General features: G+C 69.7%; 18 protein-coding genes. 9 read left to right on the forward strand and 9 right to left on the reverse strand.

Features of this window, described 5'->3' with window-relative positions:
- Positions 1 to 19: 19 nt before the first annotated feature.
- The 3 genes from D8670_RS01895 (at position 20) to D8670_RS01905 (ending at position 2,497) form a co-directional block, all read left to right on the forward strand.
- Positions 20 to 232 (forward strand): DUF7561 family protein, encoded by a 213-nt coding sequence (locus D8670_RS01895; protein ID WP_121816415.1) that lies wholly within the window; start codon positions 20 to 22, stop codon positions 230 to 232.
- A 35-nt stretch (positions 233 to 267) separates the two neighbouring features.
- Positions 268 to 2,094, forward strand: a complete 1,827-nt coding sequence (locus D8670_RS01900) for an ATP-dependent DNA helicase (RefSeq protein ID WP_121816416.1) — start codon at positions 268 to 270, stop codon at positions 2,092 to 2,094.
- Between the two features lie 154 nt (positions 2,095 to 2,248).
- Positions 2,249 to 2,497, forward strand: coding sequence for a hypothetical protein (locus D8670_RS01905; RefSeq protein ID WP_121816417.1), 249 nt, complete (start codon positions 2,249 to 2,251; stop codon positions 2,495 to 2,497).
- Here D8670_RS01905 and D8670_RS01910 read toward each other — a convergent pair whose 3' ends face one another.
- The 4 genes from D8670_RS01910 to D8670_RS01925 all read right to left on the reverse strand — a co-directional run bounded on the left by D8670_RS01910 (position 2,498) and on the right by D8670_RS01925 (position 6,974).
- The gene (locus tag D8670_RS01910; RefSeq protein ID WP_121816418.1) at positions 2,498 to 3,715 is read right to left on the reverse strand and encodes a metal-dependent hydrolase family protein; all 1,218 of its coding nucleotides are present in this window, start codon (positions 3,713 to 3,715) and stop codon (positions 2,498 to 2,500) included.
- An 82-nt stretch (positions 3,716 to 3,797) separates the two neighbouring features.
- Entirely contained in the window at positions 3,798 to 4,841 is a 1,044-nt protein-coding gene (locus D8670_RS01915; protein ID WP_121816419.1) for a class I SAM-dependent methyltransferase, read from the reverse strand.
- On the reverse strand, positions 4,838 to 5,965 hold the full coding sequence (locus D8670_RS01920; protein WP_121816420.1) for a 60S ribosomal export protein NMD3: 1,128 nt from the start codon (positions 5,963 to 5,965) through the stop codon (positions 4,838 to 4,840). Before D8670_RS01920 ends, D8670_RS01915 begins: the two co-directional genes overlap by 4 nt.
- Before the next feature lie 88 nt (positions 5,966 to 6,053).
- The gene (locus tag D8670_RS01925; RefSeq protein WP_121816421.1) at positions 6,054 to 6,974 is read right to left on the reverse strand and encodes an NAD-dependent epimerase/dehydratase family protein; all 921 of its coding nucleotides are present in this window, start codon (positions 6,972 to 6,974) and stop codon (positions 6,054 to 6,056) included.
- A gap of 121 nt (positions 6,975 to 7,095) precedes the next feature.
- Between D8670_RS01925 and htpX the strand changes: the two genes are divergently transcribed.
- Positions 7,096 to 7,977 carry a zinc metalloprotease HtpX gene (gene htpX / locus D8670_RS01930; protein WP_121816422.1) on the forward strand — a complete coding sequence of 294 codons (882 nt, stop codon included), beginning with the start codon at positions 7,096 to 7,098 and terminating at the stop codon, positions 7,975 to 7,977.
- A gap of 69 nt (positions 7,978 to 8,046) precedes the next feature.
- On the opposite strand, the gene treF is transcribed toward htpX, so the two are convergent.
- Positions 8,047 to 9,537 (reverse strand): alpha,alpha-trehalase TreF, encoded by a 1,491-nt coding sequence (treF, locus tag D8670_RS01935; RefSeq protein WP_121816423.1) that lies wholly within the window; start codon positions 9,535 to 9,537, stop codon positions 8,047 to 8,049.
- 106 nt (positions 9,538 to 9,643) lie between these two features.
- Between treF and pspAB the strand changes: the two genes are divergently transcribed.
- Positions 9,644 to 10,249: a PspA-associated protein PspAB gene (gene pspAB, locus D8670_RS01940; RefSeq protein ID WP_121816424.1), complete on the forward strand. Its 606-nt coding sequence runs from the start codon at positions 9,644 to 9,646 to the stop codon at positions 10,247 to 10,249.
- 158 nt (positions 10,250 to 10,407) lie between these two features.
- Complete coding sequence (gene radA, locus D8670_RS01945; protein ID WP_121816425.1) at positions 10,408 to 11,442, forward strand: DNA repair and recombination protein RadA; 1,035 nt, start codon at positions 10,408 to 10,410, stop codon at positions 11,440 to 11,442.
- Positions 11,443 to 11,739: 297 nt separating this feature from the next.
- On the opposite strand, the gene hemL is transcribed toward radA, so the two are convergent.
- The 3 genes from hemL to hemB form a co-directional block, all read right to left on the reverse strand.
- The gene (hemL, locus tag D8670_RS01950) at positions 11,740 to 13,080 is read right to left on the reverse strand and encodes a glutamate-1-semialdehyde 2,1-aminomutase (RefSeq protein ID WP_121816426.1); all 1,341 of its coding nucleotides are present in this window, start codon (positions 13,078 to 13,080) and stop codon (positions 11,740 to 11,742) included.
- A gap of 196 nt (positions 13,081 to 13,276) precedes the next feature.
- The gene (locus D8670_RS01955) at positions 13,277 to 14,944 is read right to left on the reverse strand and encodes an ammonium transporter (protein ID WP_205596898.1); all 1,668 of its coding nucleotides are present in this window, start codon (positions 14,942 to 14,944) and stop codon (positions 13,277 to 13,279) included.
- A gap of 487 nt (positions 14,945 to 15,431) precedes the next feature.
- Entirely contained in the window at positions 15,432 to 16,412 is a 981-nt protein-coding gene (hemB, locus tag D8670_RS01960; protein WP_121816427.1) for a porphobilinogen synthase, read from the reverse strand.
- A 100-nt stretch (positions 16,413 to 16,512) separates the two neighbouring features.
- On the opposite strand from hemB, the gene D8670_RS01965 reads away from it, so the two are divergent.
- The 3 genes from D8670_RS01965 (at position 16,513) to D8670_RS01975 (ending at position 18,345) form a co-directional block, all read left to right on the forward strand.
- Positions 16,513 to 17,145 carry a DedA family protein gene (locus D8670_RS01965; RefSeq protein ID WP_121816428.1) on the forward strand — a complete coding sequence of 211 codons (633 nt, stop codon included), beginning with the start codon at positions 16,513 to 16,515 and terminating at the stop codon, positions 17,143 to 17,145.
- 79 nt (positions 17,146 to 17,224) lie between these two features.
- On the forward strand, positions 17,225 to 17,764 hold the full coding sequence (locus tag D8670_RS01970; RefSeq protein WP_121816429.1) for a GNAT family N-acetyltransferase: 540 nt from the start codon (positions 17,225 to 17,227) through the stop codon (positions 17,762 to 17,764).
- The gene (locus tag D8670_RS01975) at positions 17,740 to 18,345 is read left to right on the forward strand and encodes a GNAT family N-acetyltransferase (protein WP_233752176.1); all 606 of its coding nucleotides are present in this window, start codon (positions 17,740 to 17,742) and stop codon (positions 18,343 to 18,345) included. Before D8670_RS01970 ends, D8670_RS01975 begins: the two co-directional genes overlap by 25 nt.
- A 47-nt stretch (positions 18,346 to 18,392) precedes the next feature.
- On the opposite strand, the gene D8670_RS01980 is transcribed toward D8670_RS01975, so the two are convergent.
- The gene (locus tag D8670_RS01980) at positions 18,393 to 19,172 is read right to left on the reverse strand and encodes a class I SAM-dependent methyltransferase (RefSeq protein WP_121816430.1); all 780 of its coding nucleotides are present in this window, start codon (positions 19,170 to 19,172) and stop codon (positions 18,393 to 18,395) included.
- Positions 19,173 to 19,205 lie beyond the last annotated feature (33 nt).

Below are 19,205 nucleotides of genomic sequence, written 5' to 3' on the forward strand. Positions count from 1 at the left end.
CGAACGACGAGTACGCGACATGACGACGGACCCCTGCGACGGCTGCGGTCGCCCGGTGAAGATCGCGGGCGGCATCGCCAACCTCTGGTCGTTCGGCGGCGACGAGACCGGCGGCGTCACCCTGGAGTTCGACGCCGACGGCACCGAGCACTTCCTCTGTTTCGACTGCATCGAGGACCTCCCCGAGGACCCGACCGCCGCGGACGTCGCGGCGCTGCCCGGTCGCGAGTAGTTAGGTTTAGGGGACCTGCCCACCGTCCACCGACAGTGAACCCCGAGCGGATCCACGACGAGTTCCCCGCGCCCTCCTACCGCGGCAACCAGAAGGCCGCGCTCGACGACATCCGCGACGCCTTCGCGGCGGGCAACGACGTCGTCCTCGTGCGCGCGCCGACCGGGAGCGGCAAGTCCCTGCTCGCCCGCGCCATCGCCGGGTGCGCCCGCCGGACCGACGACGCCTCGCCGAGCGACGCCACCGACGCCTACTACACGACGCCGCAGGTGTCTCAACTCGACGACGTGGCCGAAGACCCCCTGCTTGACGACCTGAACGTGATCCGCGGCAAGGGCAACTACACCTGCATCCTGCCGAACGAGGAGCACACCCCCGTCAATCAGGCACCCTGCGTCCGGGAGTCGGGGTACGACTGCTCCGTGAAGCACCGCTGTCCGTACTTCTCGGACCGTGCCATCGCGTCGAACCGCCGCATCGCCGCGATGACGCTCGCGTACTTCATGCAGACCGCCGGCTCCGACGTGTTCCGCAAGCGCGACGTCTGCGTGATCGACGAGGCCCACGGGCTGGCCGAGTGGGCCGAGATGTACGCCACCGTCGAACTCGACCCCCGTTCGGTCCCCATCTGGGACGACCTGCGCGTGCCGGTGATCGACTCCGTCGAGCGCGCCGCCGAGTACGCCGACGCGCTGGTCGGCACCTGCGAGCGCCGGAAGGACGAACTGCTCGCGAAGCCCGAGCTCACGCCGGACGAGGCCCGCACCCGCGACCGCCTGCAGGAGACCATCTCCGAGCTGAAGTGGTTCGTGGAGGACTACCGCGACCCGGGGAGCGCGACGGAGTGGCTGGTCGACCAGCAGGACCCGCCCGCCGGCGCGGACGAGGGCGAGGGCGGCCCATTCACGGTCAAGCCGATGAACCCGGAGAAGTACCTCAAACACACCGTCTGGGACCGGGGCAACCGCTTCGCGCTCCTCTCGGCGACGATCCTCAACAAGGCCGCCTTCTGCCGGCAGGTCGGCCTCGACCCCGAGAACGTCGCGCTGGTCGACGTGGGCCACACGTTCCCCGTCGAGAACCGACCGCTGTACGACGTGACGCGGGGGAAGATGACCTACGCCGAGCGCGACGAGACGCTCCCCGAGGTCGCCCGCACCCTCGTCCGCATCATGCAGGAGCACGGCGACGAGAAGGGGATCGTCCACTGCCACTCCTACGCCATCCAGGAGCGCCTGCGCGACCTGCTCGCGGACTTCGGCGTCGCCGGGCGCGTCCGCTCGCACGACCGCGACGGGCGCGACGCCGCCCTCGAGACGTGGAAGGCGACCGACGACCCCGACGTGTTCCTCTCGGTGAAGATGGAGGAGGCGCTGGACCTGGAGGGCGACCTCGCGCGCTGGCAGGTGCTCTGCAAAGCCCCCTACCCGAACACGAACGACTCCCGGGTCGCCCACCGACTGGAGGACGACCAGTGGACGTGGTACTACCGCACCGCCCTGCGCACCGTCATCCAGGCCTGCGGCCGGGTCGTCCGCGCGCCGGACGACTACGGCGCGACCTACCTCGCCGACACCTCGCTGCTGGACCTGTTCGACCGCGCCCGCACCGACATGCCGGACTGGTTCCGCGAGCAGGTCGACCTGCTGTCGACGCCCGACCTCCCCGCGTTCGACCCCGACGCTGCCGGCGGGGGGAGCGGCTCCGGAGCCGGTCGAGGGGCGCGGTCGTCCGGCCGCCGGTCGAGCGGGTCCTCTGCGTCGGGCGGCTCGTCGTCCGTCGGCGAGTCGGGCGGGTCCGGCGGGTCGAGCGGCCGCTCGGAGAAGAAAAGCCCCATCTCGGACGTGTGGGACGTGGAGTAGTCGGCGCTGGTCAGATCATCGCCGCGGCGTAGGCGACCGACGACCCGATCATCAGGACGACGAGCAGGAGCGAGAGTATCTGTTGGCGGTCCATACCCCTCAGTTCGCGCGCGGAAACATGAAAGGTTTGTTCCCCGCGGGCCGATCGGTACCCATGACGGACGACGCGAGCGCGGGGTACAGTCGCCTCGCTGGTCTGACGCTCGTCGCGGTCGGTCTGGTCCACGCCGCGGCTCCCGGCCTCATGCTGCGTCTCGGCCGCGCAGGCTACGACGCGGCTCTGGACGTCGAGTTCCGCCCCCGCGAGGGGTCGAAGCGGCGAGTCCGGCTGGTCGGGGTCGCGATGGCGGCGACCGGCGCACACCTGCTCTATCACGGCGGGATCCGGCCGCGCTGGGTCTGATCAGAGCGCGACGCGCTCGCCGCCGCGGTACACCGCGGCGATATCGCGCACCGCAGAGACGTCGTCGAGCGGGTCGGCCTCCAGCGCGACGAGGTCTGCGTACTTGCCCTCGGCGAGCCCGCCGACGGCGTCGTCGGCGACGGTGCGGCCCGCGACGCCCGTCGCCGCCTTGATCGCGTCCATCTCGGTCATGCCGACCTCGTCGACGAACAGCTCCAGCTCCAGGGCGTTCTCGCCGTGCGGAACGAGGTCGGGGCCGATGAAGTCCGTGCCGGCGGCGATCGGGATGCCGACCTCGTAGGCGCGCCGGACGGCGTCGTAGTGCGCCTCGCTCGCCTCGCGGGACTTCTCCAGCCCGTACTCGGGGACGCCGTGGTCCGCTCCGTTGTTCACGATGCGGTGCATGATCGACAGCGTCGGGACGAACGTCGCGCCCGTCTCGCGGAACAGGTCGATCGCCTCCTCGTCGAGGTAGAACCCGTGCTCGATCGTGTCGACGCCGTTGCGCAGGGCACTCTTGATGCCGGGCGCGCCCTGGGCGTGGCTGGCGACGGGGACGCCGACGCGGTGGGCCTCCTCCGTCATCGCGCTGATCTCGGCGTCGGTGAACTGGCTCTGGTCGGGGGCGTCCTTCTCGGAGAGGACGCCGCCGGTCGTCATGATCTTCAGGCAGTCGACGCCCTCGCGGAACCGCCGCCGGGCCTCCTTCCGGCACTCGGCGGGGCCGTCGGCGAGCGTCGAGATGCCGTCGCCGTCCTCGACCCACTCCGGCGGGAGGAAGTGGACGTCGCCGTGGCCCGCGGTCTGGGAGATGGCCTGCCCGGAGGTGTAGATACGCGGCCCCGGGATCGCCCCCTCGTCGACGGCGTCGCGGAGCGCGAGGCCGGTCGTGCTGCCGACGTCCCGGACCGCGGTAAAGCCCGCCGACAGGAGCGACCGCAGGTCGGCCGTCGCCCGCGCCGTCCCGAGCGCCGTGCTCTCCGTGACCCAGTCCATCGGGTTCATCGACCGCGACCCCTGCAGGTGGACGTGCGCGTCCACGAGGCCGGGGACGACCACCTCGCCGGTGCAGTCGACTCGCTCCGCGTCGTCCGGGACCGAGACCTCCTCCCGGGGGCCGACCGCCGAGACCGTCCCGTCCTCGACCAGCACCCGGGCGTCGGAGATCGGGTCGTCGGAAAAGCCGTCTATCAGCGTGCCGCAGTCGAAGTAGCGCATGCGAATCAGTGACAGGTCCAGCGCCGTAGGGCTTTGCCTGCCGGAAGACGGCGAGGCGGACCGACGATCCCCCGCGTCCGGATCAGTCCACCCGCGCGTCCACGACGACGTGCGCGACGCCCTCGCTGTGGCCCTTGACCCGGCGGCGGTCGAGCACCTCGACGGTTCGACCCTTCGCCGCGGCGGCCGATTCGAGGCGGTCGACCGGGCGCTCCCACAGCAGTTCCTCGGGGCAGGCCTCGTGCACGTGGACGACGCCGTCCGGTTCCAGCGCGTCGAGCGCGGCGTCGAGGTACTCGTGCGCGTCGTAGTACCCCATCACCACGCGCTCCGCGGACACCTCCACGTCCCGGCAGTCCGAACGGTACGCGCTCACGTTGTCCTGCACGTCGTTGAGGACCGCGTTCTCCGTCAGGTAGCGAAACGCCGTAGGGTTGATCTCGGTGGCGGTGACGCGCGCGCCGGCCTTCGCCATCGGGAGCGTGAAGTAGCCGACGCCGGCGAACATGTCGAAGACGCGCTCGCCCTCGCCGACCACCTCGCCCATCCGGGCGCGCTCGGCCTTGTTGCCGGGGCTGAACATCACCTCGGCGAGGTCCAGCGCGTAGCGGACGCCGTGCTCGGTGTGGACCGTCTCCGTGTCGCCCTCGCCGGCGACGACCCGGACCGAGGGCTCGCGCTGCTCGCCGCTGACGCCCTCGTTCGCCAGGACGGTGTCGGCCCCGCCGTGGAGTTCGAGCAGCGCCTCGCCGACCTCCCCCTCGCGCGGGCAGTCCCCGAAGGTGACGAGGATCACGGTGCCGATGACGGCCCACGACCCCGGCGCGCGGTCGATCTCCTCGTCGGTCCACCCGCGCTCGCGCAGGAGGGTTTCGAGGTCGGGCGCGCGGAGGTCGGGGTCGACCTGCCGGACGACCTCGCGCACGTCGGTCTCCTCGGGCGGGTCGGTGACCGGAAGCGCCACCGCGGTGGTGCCGTACTCGCGGACCTTGCGCGACTCGTCGTAGACGCCCTCCTCGCGGAGTTCCGCGATGGCGGTCTCCGCGCGGGCCTTCTCGACGACCGCGGCGAGGTCGGACGCGGTCTCGCCCTCCCGCTCGCCGTCGCTCTCGTCACCGCGCGTCATCCGTCCTCTCGGCCGACGCTCTCGGGGTCGGGGAGGACGTGGAGGCCGGCACGGCTCTTCAGCACCGGCACCGTCTCCGCGTCGGGGTCGAGGTAGATGGGCCGCGCGATCGTCTCGGTCCGGTAGGTCTCGGGGTCCAGCACCTGCACGGCGCGCTCGTCCTCGACGGCCACGAGCGTCGTCTCCTGAGCGTCGTCGACCGTGCCGAGCTTGCGGGCGTCGGGCGCGTCGCCCTCCTCGAACGACGCCTCGTAGGGCTCGCCGGTGGTGACCCGCTGGCCCTTCAGGTTGCCCTGCACGCTCCGGACGAGGACGGGGCCGCCGTCGTCGTCGGTGTCGATGACGTCGCCCGGCGTGAACGGGGGCAGGCGGACGGCGAAGGTGACGCGGTACACCTCGTTGCCGTCCTCGTCCTCGGTGACAAGCGTCTCGTAGTCGCCGAACGTGCCGCCGAACTCCTCGACCACCTTCCGGGCGATCTTCTGGCCGATCTTGTTGGTCGACACCTTCATGTTCAGGCCGTCGTCCGTCTCCGACGTCTCCGTGACGAAGGCGTTCCGGTCGCCGGTCGCCTCCATCTCCGCGACGATCTCGTGGGCGATCTCCTCGGCGCGTTCGGTCTCTCGGGCGGTCGGCTCCCTGTCGACGGCGCGGATCTGGACGATGCTGGCGTAGTAGTCGCCCGCGATGCGACCGCAGCGGTCGCAGGTGCCCCGCGAGATCTTCACCGGGACGACGACCTGCTCCTCGAGGGGCGTCTCGCGGACGATCCCCGTGAAGTAACAGTGCATCCGGATCGTGTTCTGGTCGACCTGCTCGGGGTCGACCTGCCACGTCACGTCGCGGGCGTCGACGTGAACCGCGAGCGACCCGCTCACCTCGTCGATGGCGACGTCCGTGTAGTCGCGGGCGTCGACGTCGACCCAGCGGTTGCCGCGGTGGACCGCGCCGCACTGCGAGCAGACCTGCACCTCGATTCGGTCGGGCGCGTCCACGAGGTCGAAGTCCTCGAAGTAGCACGCGTCGCAGAGGTTGGGGTCGCTCCGGGCCTCCCCCGGCCGTAACCCCTCGCGCTCGGCGACGGGGTCGCCACAGCGCGGGCAGAACGCACGTGATTCACTCATTACGGCCTCGTAGGGCGTTCTCGCTTTTAAACCGCTTGTTCGCAACGCGGCCGGGTCGCCGGAGCCGCGGCCGCGCGGCGAACGCCCGCTACTCGTACAGCGTCGGCCCCTCGACCTCGGCGTCCGCCGCCTCGCGCCAGTCGTGCTCCGGTTCCCAGCCGAGCAGGTCGGCCGCCTTCGCGGTGGAGAGCGCCGACTGTTCCCCGTCCAGATCGCACTCGTCGGGCAGGTCGCCGAAGAACGCCTCGACGGCGTCGGCGGTCGGGTACCCGAGGTAACTGTCCGCCGCGGCGAGGTTGAACGCCTCGTGCCCGTCGAGATCGGCGTCGAGCGCCGCCGAGACCATGCCGACCACGTCGCGAACGTCCACGTACGACCAGTAGTTGCCGACGCCCGCGGCGAGGTCGACCGCCGAGAGCGGGCGGTCGTCACCGAGGTCCTCGCGGTCGCGGCAGACGTACTCGCCGGGGTACTGGATCCACGACGGGCGGAGCGAGGCCACGCTGACCCCGTACCTCCGGACGACCGTCTTCGCGATCTCCTCGCCGGCGACCTTCGACGCGCCGTACGGGTCCTCCGGGCGGAGCGGTTCGTCCTCGGTGAGCGGCAGCGCCTCGGGCAGTTCCGGCTCCTCGCGGAACGCGTTGCCGTACGCGCTCTCGCTGGACGCCCAGACCACCCGTGCGTCGGCCCGCCCGGCCGCGACCAGCGTGTTGTACGTCGCCATCGCGTTCGTCTCGAAGACGCGGCCGCCGGCGTGGCGCTCCGGCGCGGGCAGCGCCGCCCAGTGGACGACCGCGTCCGGGACGACCTCGGCGACCAGTTCGTACGCCTCGGCGCGCTCCGTCAGGTCGGCGGCGCGGAAGTCGACGCCCTCCCTCGGGTCGATCTCCCAGCCGGGGTGGTCGAGGTCGACGCAGACGACGCTCCACCCGTCGTCGGCGAGGCGGTCGACGATCCAGCGCCCGGAGCGTCCCAGGCCGCCCGTCACGAGTGCGGTGTCGGTCATACGCGATGTATCGGGCTCCTCGGAGTTGTACCCACGGCAGGCGGCAAGCGCCGGACGGACGGGCCGCGGTGACGATTCCCGTAGCGCGACCCTTTAGGAGATAGGCGACGTAGGGAGGCGTATGCAGTGGAAAACGGACTGGGGACTCCGTCTGCGGATGTTCTTCACGATGTTCATGCTGTTCGCGCTGTACATCGTCTTCGCCGCGGTGATCGTCCAGTACATCGGCGGCGGCATCCTCATGATGGCGGTGATCTTCGGCGGGTTCTCATTCGTCCAGTACTTCTTCAGCGACACGCTGACGCTGTGGAGCATGGGAGCGAAAGAGGTGTCGGAAGAGGAGTATCCGGAGCTTCACGCGGCGGTCTCGCGCCTCTCGCAGCAGGCCGACCTGCCGAAGCCGAAGGTGGCCGTGGCCGACGACAAGGTACCGAACGCCTTCGCGACCGGTCGGTCCCAGCGCAAGGCCGCGGTCTGCGTGACGTCGGGGCTCATGCGGACGCTGAACCAGGACGAGCTGGAGGGCGTCATCGCCCACGAGCTCGCCCACATCAAGAACCGGGACATGATGGTGATGACGCTCGCCTCCTTCCTCTCGACTATCGCCTTCATCGTCGTCCGCTGGGGGGCCTTCTTCGGCGGCGGTCGCCGCCGCGGCGGGGGTGGCGGCGGCGTCATCGTCGCTATCGGCGTCTCCCTGCTGGTGTGGATCATCAGCTACATCCTCATCCGCGCGCTCTCGCGCTACCGCGAGTACGCGGCCGACCGCGGGGGCGCGACGATCACCGGCCGGCCGTCGGCGCTGGCGAACGCCCTGCTGAAGATCTCCGGCGAGATGGACAACATACCGACGCGGGACATGCGCGACGAGGCGGAGATGAACGCCTTCTTCATCATCCCCATCTCCAAGGGCATGATCTCGCGGCTGTTCAGCACGCACCCGCCGACGGAGAAGCGCGTCGAGCGCCTGCGCGACCTCGAACGGCAGATGGAGGGCTACTGATACGGTAGAAATCGGACGCAACGACACACTCGGACGGCACTCCGGGTGCCGTTCGACGCGTGAATCATTTCAGCTGCTACGATACCGGTCAATCAGGGCGAGCGCGACGCCGTTCGTCCACCCGAAGCCGTCCTGTAGCTCGTACTCCCCGCCGCCGGCCTCGGCGGTCGGGTCGCGGACGTCGTACTTCTCCAGCATCTTCCCGGAGCGATCGAACTGCATCCGGTTCGTCGCCAGCCAGCGGTCGGCCACTTCGGCGGCGAGGTCGTCGTGGCCGTACCGCTCTAAGCCGACGACGGCCATCCAGTGCAGCGGCGCCCACCCGTTGGGAGCGTCCCACTGCTCGCCGCTCTCGGTGAGCGTGGTCGTCAGCCCGCCCTCGGCGAGGAACCGCTCGCGGAGGCGCTCGGCGACGGCGGCGGCCTGCTCGTCCGACGCCGCTCCGACGAACAGCGGCGCGACCGCGGCCAGCGTCCACCGGTCCGTGCGCTCGCGCGTCGTCCACCGGTAGTCGAAGTAGAAGCCGCGGTCGGCGTCCCAGCAGCGCTCGTCGAGCGCCCGCCGGCGCGCCGCGGCCCGGGCGTCGTACTCCGCCGCCGCGCCGGGGTGGCCGGTCTCGGCGAACCAGACGGCCAGCCGCCGCTCCATCCCGTACAGGAACGCGTTCAGGTCGACCGGGACGAGCTCCGTCGCGTGGATGCTCTCGATGCCCGCGCCGGGGTCGAACCAGCGGCTGCTGAAGTCCCACCCGGACTCGCAGGCAGCGCGGATGTCGCGGTACACCTCGGCGTAGGGGCGGTCGGCCATGTCCGCCACCGCGACGTCCTCGCGGTAGGCCTCCTTCCGCGGCGCGGCCAGGTCGTCCCAGTAGCGGTTGAGGACTGCGCCGTCCAGCCGGACCGTCCGCCGGTGGGCGCTCCACGGGTCGAGGTCGTCCTCGCCGTCCATCCAGAAGCGGTGTTCGAGCGCCAGCGAGTCGAGGTACGGCCGGACCGCGTCCGCGCCGCGCCGGCGGGCGAGCACGTCGACGGTGCGGTAGAACAGCGGCGGCTGCGACCGCGAGGTGTAGTACTCCCGGTTCGCCGTCGGCACGAAGCCGAAGCGGTCGACCAGCGACGCGAAGTTGTCGAGGACGCTCTCGACCAGATCGTACCGGTCGGAGACGGCGAGGCCTTCGGCGGTGAAGTAGCTGTCCCAGTAGTAGAGCTCGCGGAAGCGGCCGCCGGGGGTCACGTACGCGTCCGAGAGCGAGATGAGCGAACTGCCGGAGTGCTCCGCCGGGTCGTAGGTCAGGTGGTCCCAGAGCAGGCGGACGTGTTCCTCCATCGTCCGGTCCGCCGGCAGGTCCGGCGGGTCGCGGTCGCCGTCGACCGCGAAGTGCCTGTCGACGAACGTGTCGAGGTCGAAGTCCGCGTCAGTGCGCCGCTCGCGGAACCGCCGCCGGATCGTCTCCGGGTCTTCGAGCGGCACGGTGTCGACGAACGTCTTCGAGTCATCGAACACGCCCCGCCGCTGGACCGCCTCGAAGAGGTCGCCGACGAGATGGGGAGAGAGAGTCATACCAGTCGGCGTTCATATACGATAGCAGTAAATAACGGTTATCATATCTATCTCGGCGGACGCGCGATGGGAACTGACTAAGGACGGGGCGCACGGAGTGGACGGTATGGGACTGCTCGACGGGATCCGGGAGATACTGGGGATCCGCGCCGAGAGGGACGCGACCCGGGACGCCGACCCGGAGGACCTGTTCGGGATGAGCACCGCGTACCTGACGATGCGGGCGGATCTGGGGTACGGCGCCGTCGAAGAGGCGGCGCTGTGTTTCGCCGGCGTCGACAGCACGGACTTCGAGCGCACGGTCGAGGAGGTGATCGACATCCTCGAAGCGGGCGAGGAGGAGACCGGCACCACCGCCGAACTCCACGAGGACGACCACGGCTACCAGTGGGTCGTCCTCCGCGACGACGACTACGAGGACCTCGTGACGAGCATGCACTTCGCGGCGGACACGTTCATCGAGCGCGACTACGGCTCCCGCCTGCTCGCCGCCGTCTTCGGGTTCGAGAAGAACGGCGACCCCGTCTACTGGATCTACTCGTTCCGCCGCGGCGCGTACTACCCCTTCGCCCCCCGCCCCGGCAACGAGCGCGACAACGGCGCGGAGTTCAAACTGGAGAGCGTCCTCGACGGCGAACTCGAAGTCGAAGCCGACAAGGAGTACTGGTACCCCCTCTGGCCGAGCCGGGACGGTGAGCACCCGTGGGGCTGAGGTCCCCCTGACGCCCCCGGGCGCATCCCCCGCGGACCGCGCTTTTCCTTCCTAAACCCTTTCACTTCGTGCCGTGTCACCCCGACGCACTCTTGCACTTTCACTTTCACTCTCCTGTTAACCGGGGTTTATGTAGCAGGGGTAGTTTAGAGGTAGGTATGGCAACAGACGCAGACCTCGAGACGCTCCCCGGCGTCGGACCGGCCACCGCAGAGAAACTCCGAGACTCGGGCTTCGACTCCTTCCAGGGCCTCGCCGTCGCGAGCCCCGGCGAACTGTCGAACACCGCCGACGTCGGCGAGAGCACCGCCGCCGACATCGTGCAGGCCGCCCGCGAGGCCGCCGACATCGGCGGCTTCGAGACCGGCGCGGACGTACTGGAGCGCCGCGAGCAGATCGGCAAGCTGAGCTGGCAGATCGACGAGGTCGACGACCTCCTCGGCGGCGGCGTCGAGACCCAGTCGATCACCGAGGTGTACGGTGAGTTCGGCTCCGGCAAGTCTCAGGTCACCCACCAGCTGGCGGTTAACGTCCAGCTCCCCAAGGAGTACGGCGGCCTCCGCGGCGCCGCGATGTTCATCGACAGCGAGGACACGTTCCGCCCCGAGCGGATCGACGACATGGTCCGCGGCCTCCCGGACGAGGCGCTCGAAGCGTTCATGGAGGACCGCGAGATCGAGGGCGGCCCCGACGACGACGAGGCGATGGACGAGCTCATCGAGAGCGTCCTCGACAAGATCCACGTCGCGAAGGCGTTCAACTCCAACCACCAGATGCTGCTGGCCGAGAAGGCTCAGGAGCTCGCCAACGAGACGCAGGACGACGAGTACCCCATCCGCCTGCTCTGCGTCGACTCGCTGACGGCCCACTTCCGCGCCGAGTACGTCGGCCGCGGCGAGCTCGCCGAGCGCCAGCAGAAGCTCAACAAGCACCTCCACGACCTCGACAAGGTCGGTAACCTGCACAACGTCGCGGTCGTCGTGACGAACCAGGTCGCCTCGAACCCCGACTCGTTCTTCGGCGACCCGACCCAGCCCATCGGCGGGAACATCCTCGGCCACAAGTCGACGTTCCGCATCTACCTCCGCAAGTCCAAGGGCGACAAGCGGATCGTCCGACTCGTGGACGCCCCCAACCTCGCCGACGGCGAGGCCGTCATGCGCGTGCAGGACGGCGGGCTGAAGCCCGAATAACGCGACCTTTTTTGACGCTCGGGTCGCCTTCGGCGACCACTCGCGCAAAAAATGTCGATCAAAAAATTCCGGGCGCTCCCTGACGGTCGCGCCCGGAGTCTCTGCGAACAACGTGAGCGGAGGCTCGTCAAAGCTTCGCTCGTTCGCGGTGAAACGGCGGCTTCGACGCCGTACACTCCCACGACTCCGTCCCCTTTCAGCGGCTCCACAGCCGACGGCTTGCCCTTCCCCGTAGGCTCGCGCGCTCGGCGGACGTGACGAGCGCGCTCGCCCCGGCCGAGCCGACAGGTTCCGCCGCTACAGCGCTTCCTTGTACGCTTCGAGCGTCTTCTCCACGTCCTCCTCCGTGTGGGCGTAGCTGATGAACTGCGACTCGAACTGGTTCTGGCTGAGGAACACGCCCTGCTCCTTCATCTTCGGCCAGAACACGCGCCGCCAGCGGTCGGTCTCGCAGTTCGCCACGTCCGCGCCGTTCTTCGGGCAGTGGTCGTAGCGCGGGCTCTCGGGGCGCTGGCGACAGCCGGCCTCGCACTGGCCGGACAGGTCGCGGGGGGCATCCCGGGTGAACAGCACCTTGAAGATGCTGTCGGTGCCGGCGACGGTGTACTCAGGGGCCTGGTCGGCGACGATCTCGGTCAGCCCGCGCCGGAGCTTGTCGCCGAGCGCGTTGACGTGCTGGTACACGTCGTTCTCGGCGGCGTAGCGCAGCGTTTCGAGGCCGGCGGCCATCGTCACGGGGTGTCCGGAGAAGGTGCCGGCCTGGAACACGTCGCCGGAGGGGGTGAAGTGCTCGATGATCTCCGACTTGCCGCCGATCGCGCCAACGGGGTAGCCGCCGCCGATTATCTTGCCGAACGTGGTGACGTCGGGCGTGACGCCGAACTTGCCCTGGGCGCACTGGAGACCGCCGACGCGGAAGCCCGTGATCACCTCGTCGAAGATCAGCAGGGAGCCGTGGTCCTCGGTGAGGTCCCGGAGCGTCTCGTGGTAGCCGTCCTCCGGCATCACGATGCCCTTGTTCGCGAGGATCGGCTCGACGAGGACGGTGGCGATGTCGTCGCCGTGCTCCTCGAACACCTCGTGGACGGCCTCCTCGTCGTTGAACGGGACGGGGAGCGTGTGCTGGGAGAACGACTGCGGGATGCCGGCGGTGGAGGGGCGGGGGTGGTCGGCGTCGCCCTCGACGAGCGTCGACTCCTGCGCGCCGTGGTAGCCGCCCTGCATGACGACGATCTTGTTCCGGCCCGTGTAGCCGCGGGCGAGGCGGACGGCGGAGACGGTCGCCTCGGTGCCGCTGTTGACGAACCGGATCATCTCGACGCTGGGGACGTGGCGGGCGACGAACTCGGCGTGCTCGACCTCGATCTCCGTCGGCATGCCGTACATCGGCCCCTCGCTGGCGTGGGACTGGACCGCCGCTTGCACCGGTTCGGGGGTGTCGTGGCCGTACAGCAGCGGGCCGAGCCCCATCACCCAGTCCACGTAGCGGTTGCCGTCGGCGTCGATCAGGTGGCCGCCGTCCCCGCGCTGGGCGAACGGCGGGTACGGTTCGATCGCCGCCCGGACGGAGGAGTTGACGCCGCCGGGAATGACCGAGAGCGCGCGGTCGTAGAGGTCGCGGGACTCGTCGTGGTTCATGCCCGGCGTTTCGGACGGGGCGGTCAAAGAAGTAACGAGGTCGGCGAGCCAGCCCGCGTTCCGGCGAAACGGCGGTCGGCCGGGCAACTGCGGAGGCCGGAACGGACGGAGAGAAAGCGGCGAAGGGGGCACCTCGGTGATAGCGGCGCGGATCGCGGCTCCGCGCGGGCCGGCGTCTCGGCGGTGACGCCCGGCCCTACACCGCGTCGGGCCCCCTGTTGCCGGTGCGCACCTGCAGGGCGTCCTCGACGGGCATCACGAAGATCTTGCCGTCGCCGGGCTCGCCCGTCGCCGCGCCGTCGCGGATCGCCTCGACCACGTCGTCGGCGGGGATGTCCGCGACGACGCACTCGACTTTCACCTTCTGGTGGAGGTCGACCGTGTACTCCTCGCCGCGCCACTGACCCGTCTTGGCGGGCTGGCTGCCGCGGCCGGAGACGTTCGTGACCGTCAGCGAGGGCGCGCCCACCTCCGCGAGCGACTCCTTCACGTCGCCGAGGCGGTCCGGGCGGACGATGGCCGTGACCATCTTGATGGCTCCGTCGTTGGGGGCGCCGCCGTCCGTGCGAACGACTTCGGGACCGCCGTCGGTCGCGACGTCCGGCTTGCCGAACTCGGGGTAGGTGTCGACGCCGTGCTCGGAGACGTCGAGGCCCTCGCGCTCGTGGTCCGGGGAGACGCGGGCCTGGCCGACGGCCTTGAACAGGCCGAACACCGCCCCGGTCGCCGCGATCGTCCAGATCGCGATGACGGCGACGCCGACGACCTGCGAGACGAGCAGGTCGACCGCGAAGCCCTCGACGTGGAAGAACGGCAGCATGAGCGCGCCGACGACGCCCGCGGAGCCGTGGACGGGGAACACCGCGCAGACGTCGTCGATCTTCAGGCGCTTCTCGACGAAGCGGAAGACGATCGGCAGCTGCGCGCCGGCGACGAGGCCGGAGAGGAGGCCGCCGTACCAGGTGACGACGTTCGCGGACGCCGTCACGCCGACGAGGCCGGCGAGCAGCCCGTTCGCGACGTACAGCGTGTCGACCTTCCCGGTCTTGTACAGCGACACCGCGCCCGCGCCGATGGCGCCGGCCGCCATGCCGAGGGTGGTGTTCAGGGCGACGCGGCCGACCGTCTCGTAGGCGCCGAGCACCAGCGAGCCGTCCTCGACGGCGAACACCGTCGCTGCGGTGCCGACGTTGAAGCCGTACCAGCCGAACGCGAGGATGAGCGTCCCGAGCGCCGCGAACGTCATCGAGTGACCGGGGATGACGTTCACGGTGCCGTCGGGGTTGTAGCGGTCCATCCGCGGCCCGAGGACCCAGGCGGCGGTGAGGCCGGCGATGCCGCCCATCCCGTGGACGATCATCCCGCCCGCGAAGTCGGCGAAGCCGAGCTCCGCGAGGAAGCCGCCGGCCCACGTGAAGCCGGTGACGACCGGGTAGATGACCGCGGCCAGCAGCAGCGTGTAGCTGACGTACGCGCGGAGCTTCGCGCGGCCGGCCACCGCCCCGCTGACGATGGTCGCCGCCGTCATCGCGAACACCGCGCCGAACAGCCAGTCGACCCACGCGTTCACGGAGTCCGGCGAGGTCGTCGAGAGGATCCCGCCGAACTCGGCGGTGCCGGTGACGCTCCCGACGAGCGCCGAGACGCCCGCGCCGACGAAGAAGAACGCGACGACGCCGATACTCCACGTGAGGAGGTTCTTCGTCAGCTGGTTCGCGACGTTCTTCGAGCGCACCTGGCCCGCCTCCAGCATGGCGAAGCCGGCGTGCATGAAGAAGATCAGGAAGGTAGCGACCAGCACCCACACCAGGTTCACGCCGTCGGCGATCACCTGCGGGTCGACCTGCAGCGGCGCGGTCGTCACGCGAGCGTCACCTCCGGATCGAACGACACCGGATCTATTTTGCGACGAACGTTTTCTATTTCGAGTCTGAGCGCCATGTTCGTATTCCAGCTCACGAGATAACGCCAATACCGAGAACCATATAATGGTTCTCGTTGACGTATGATTTATTCCCGAACCCCTAATTCGACGGGTGTCCGGAGTAATACTCGATATTACGCATATAAGGTAGTTGAGCGACGAGGAACTGGACGGTCGTGATCGGGTATTTCGGACGTTCGTCCACTGCGGTGATCGGGGCGTTCGGGCCGTTTTTCGGCATCCACCGTGAGACGCATGGGTTCCTGACTGTTGCGTGGACGAACGGTCGGCGCCGCGGCGCGGGCGCGGTGAACGGTCGGGCGAAAGCGTCCGCGCGTCGTGCGAACGAACGCACACACGTGTTCGGCGACCGAGAAAACGAACGGTCGGTCCGGGACGGCGGCGGGGTGGACGGACGGTCGGCCGCTCAGAGCGCGTCCGCCACGTCCTCCGCGAAGTACGTGAGGATGAGGTCCGCGCCCGCACGCTTGATCGACAGCAGCGACTCGACCGCGGTCGCTTCGAGGTCCAGCCAGCCCTTCTCGGCGGCGGCGTGGATCATGGCGTACTCGCCGGAGACGTTGTACGCGGCGACCGGGTGGTCGAACTCCTCACGCACGTCCCGGACCACGTCGAGGTACGGGAGCGCGGGCTTGACCATCAGCGCGTCTGCGCCCTCCTCGACGTCCAACGCCGCCTCGCGCATCGCCTCGCGGCGGTTCGCCGGGTCCATCTGGTAGTGGCGTCGGTCGCCGAAGGCGGGCGCGCCGTCGGCGGCGTCGCGGAACGGGCCGTAGAAGGCGCTCTCGTACTTCACGGCGTAGCTCATGATCGGCACGTGCTCGTGGCCGGCGGCGTCGAGGCCGTCGCGGATGGCCCCGACCATCCCGTCGGTCATGCTGCTCGGCGCGACCATGTCCGCGCCGGCCTCGGCGTGGGAGACGGCCGTCTCCGCCAGCAGGTCGAGCGTCTCGTCGTTGCGGACGGTCACGTCGGGGTCGTCCTCGGCGTGGTCCTCGAGCACCCCGCAGTGCCCGTGCTCGGTGTACTCGCAGAGACAGACGTCCGTGATCACGTACGCGTCGGTCGCCTCGGTGATCCGGTGTGTCGCCGCCTGGACGACGCCGTCCTCGGCCCAGGCGCGGCTGCCGCGGTCGTCCTTCGACTCCGGGACGCCGAACAGTATCACCGACTCGATGCCGGTGGCGAGCAGTTCCTCCACGCGGTCGACGGCCTCGTCCACGGGTACGCGCTCGTGGCCGGGCATCGACTCGATGGGGAGGCGCTCGTCGACCGTCGCGTCGACGAACACCGGCGCTATCAGGTCGTCGGGCGCGAGGTCGGTCTCGCTGACGAGGTCGCGGACGCCGTCCTGCCGGAGGCGTCGCGGGCGTCGGCTTCGGGTCATGGGCGTCCGTTGTGGTCCGGCACTAAAAGGCCCCCGGGTCGGGACACCCGCGCGCTGGTGTCGCAAGGCATATTAGCGGTCTGGTGGTCTGGGTAGACGAATGGAGTCGGGAGCCACCGCCGTCGAAGACGGCCGCGTCCGGCGACTGATCGCGGACTACGGTCCGCTCGCGCTCGCCGCCGGCGTCGCCGTCGCCGCCCTGATCGGGATCGTCCTCGTCTTCCTCGGCGACGAGGAACTCGCTCGCCAGTGGCTGGACCGCTACGGTCTGCTGGCGCTTTTCGCCATCCTGATACTGGAGGGCGCAATGTTGCTTTACTTCGCGCCGAGCGAGGCGCTTGTCCCCGCCGGCATCACCCTGCTCGCGGACTCGACCGCAGAGGCGGTCGCCGTCGTGCTCGTCGCGGCCGCGGGCGCGACCGTCGGCCAGTGGGCGCTGTTCGCGCTGGCGAAGCGATACGGGCGGCGGTTCCTCCTCGACAGGCCGTGGTTCCGCGTGCGAGAGTCGTCGATCGACCGGTTCGAGTGCTGGTTCGACCGCTGGGGCCGCGTCGTCGTTCCGGTGAGCAACGCCCTGCTTTTCACCCGCGGGATGCTCACCGTTCCCGCCGGGTTCGCGGGGATGGGCGACCGCGAGTTCGTCGCGCTCTCGGCGCTGGGAAGCGTCGTCTTCCAGACGTGGCTCGCGTTCACCTGGATCTACCTCGGCGAGTACGTCACCGCCTTCTTCTGATCGGCCGGCCGCGGCAAAGCTTGCGAACCCGTACCACACCGACGGTAGAACTATTTCCTCGGGGGGAATCGTCGGAAGCATGCCAGGCGGAACGTTTCTCTCCGGCGACCGCGTGAACCTCCGGACCGTCGAGGAGGAGGACCTGGAGTTCCTGCGGGACCACAGCAACGATCCGGCGATCCGCCGCCCGATGACGTTCGACCGACCGTCGAACCTCGAACGGCAGCGCGAGCGTTTCGAGGACATGTACGACGGCGACGACGTCGCCCTGCTCGCCTGCGTCGACGGCGACCCCGTCGGCTACGTCATGCTGTTCCACGTCGACGACTCGGCGGGCCACGCCGAGATCGCCTACTGGGCCAGCCCCGACGCGCAGGGCGAGGGGTACGCGACGGAGGCCGTCGCGCTCCTGCTCGACTACGCGTTCGACGAGCGCCGCCTCCACCGCGTCCGCGCCCGGGCGCTGGCGACCGACACCGCCTCCCGCGCCCTCCTGGAGACGCTCGGCTTCACGGAGGAGGGCGTCCAGCGCGACGAGAAGTTCGTCGGCGGCGAGTACGTCGACACCCACTTCTACGGCCTGCTGGAGGACGAGTGGGAGCGGACGGGGGTGCGGTGATGCCCGGCGCCGCCTTCCTCCGCGGCGAGCGCGTCACCCTCCGAACGGTGGAGGAGGAAGACCTGGGGTTCATCCGCGACAACATCGACGACCCGCGGGTCCGCCGCCCGCTCACGAGCGCCTCGCCGACGAACGCGGAGACGACCCGCGAGCACTTCGAGGAACACATCTCCGAGGACGACACCGTCGAACTCGCCGTCTGCGTCGACGACGGCGCGCGGCGCTTCGAGGACGCCGAGAGCGACGGTCCCCGCGACGGCGACATCCTCGGCACGGTCTCGCTGTTCGACATCGAGGACGGCCACGCCGAGATCGCCTACTGGCTCACGCCGGACGTTCACGGCGACGGCGTCATGACAGAGGCGGCCCGTCTGCTGGTGCGCTACGCCTTCGAGGAGCTCCGCCTCCACCGCGTCCGCGGCCGGGCGCTGGCGACGAACGAGCCGTCCAAGCGCGTCCTCCAGAAGTGCGGGATGCGGGAGGAGGGCGTGATGCGCGAGGCCGAGAACGTGAACGGCGAGTACGTCGACATGGTGTACTTCGGCGTCCTGCGCGACGAGTGGGAAGCGGCGTTCGAGTGAGCGGCGTTCGCGGCCGTCGGCTCACAGCGACGGCGGCCCGCCGACGATTACTCCGCGACCGCCCAGAACCCCAGCGTTCGGGGCACCATCGCCTTCAGTTCCGGCGACGTGCTCTCCGCGTCGTCGTCGTAGTCCTCCGGGTCGTCGCTCTGGGGCCACTCCCAGACGTCCTTGACCGCGAAGCCGGCGTCGACGAGCGCGTTGTGGAGTTCGCCGACCGTTCGATCGAAGACGACGATGTCCTCGTGTAGCACCTCGTCGTTCTTGTCCCGGCGGGGGCCGGTGGAGTGGTAGCTCCGCTCGAACGCCAGCGTGTCCGGATCGAACAGCTCGTGGACCGGATGTGGGACGTCCAACGCGAACAGGCCGCCCTCCCGGAGCACGCGTCGGGCCTCCCCGAACGCCGCCTCGATATCCTCGACCATGAAGTAGACGAACCCCGAGTGCGCCAGGTCGAAGGCGTCGTCGGCCAGGGGCACGTCCGAGACGTCGCCGGCGACGAACTCGGCCTCGACGCCGTACAGGTTCCGCAACCGCCTCGCGTGCTGGAGCTGTCGGGACGAAAAGTCGACGCCGACGGCGGTCCCGACCCCTTCGCTGGCGGCGCCCACCGTTCCCTGGCCGCCGCCACAGCCGAGTTCGACGAAGTCCAGGTTCCCGCGCCCCGGGAGTCGTTCGGCCTGCCAGTCCGCCAGCGATTCGGCGTCGGGCAGGGGAGAATACACCGGCGGGAGGTCGCCCTCGTCCGTCTCCGCGTTCCACATCGCCTGGTGGTCGTCGCTCCAGGAGTCCCACAGTTCCCGGTTCTCCCTGTCCAGATCGCCCATACGAGTCGTTCAGAAAGTGCGATAGTAAAGATT

This window comes from Halostella limicola, assembly GCF_003675875.1.
Lineage (GTDB): Archaea > Halobacteriota > Halobacteria > Halobacteriales > Natronoarchaeaceae > Halostella > Halostella limicola.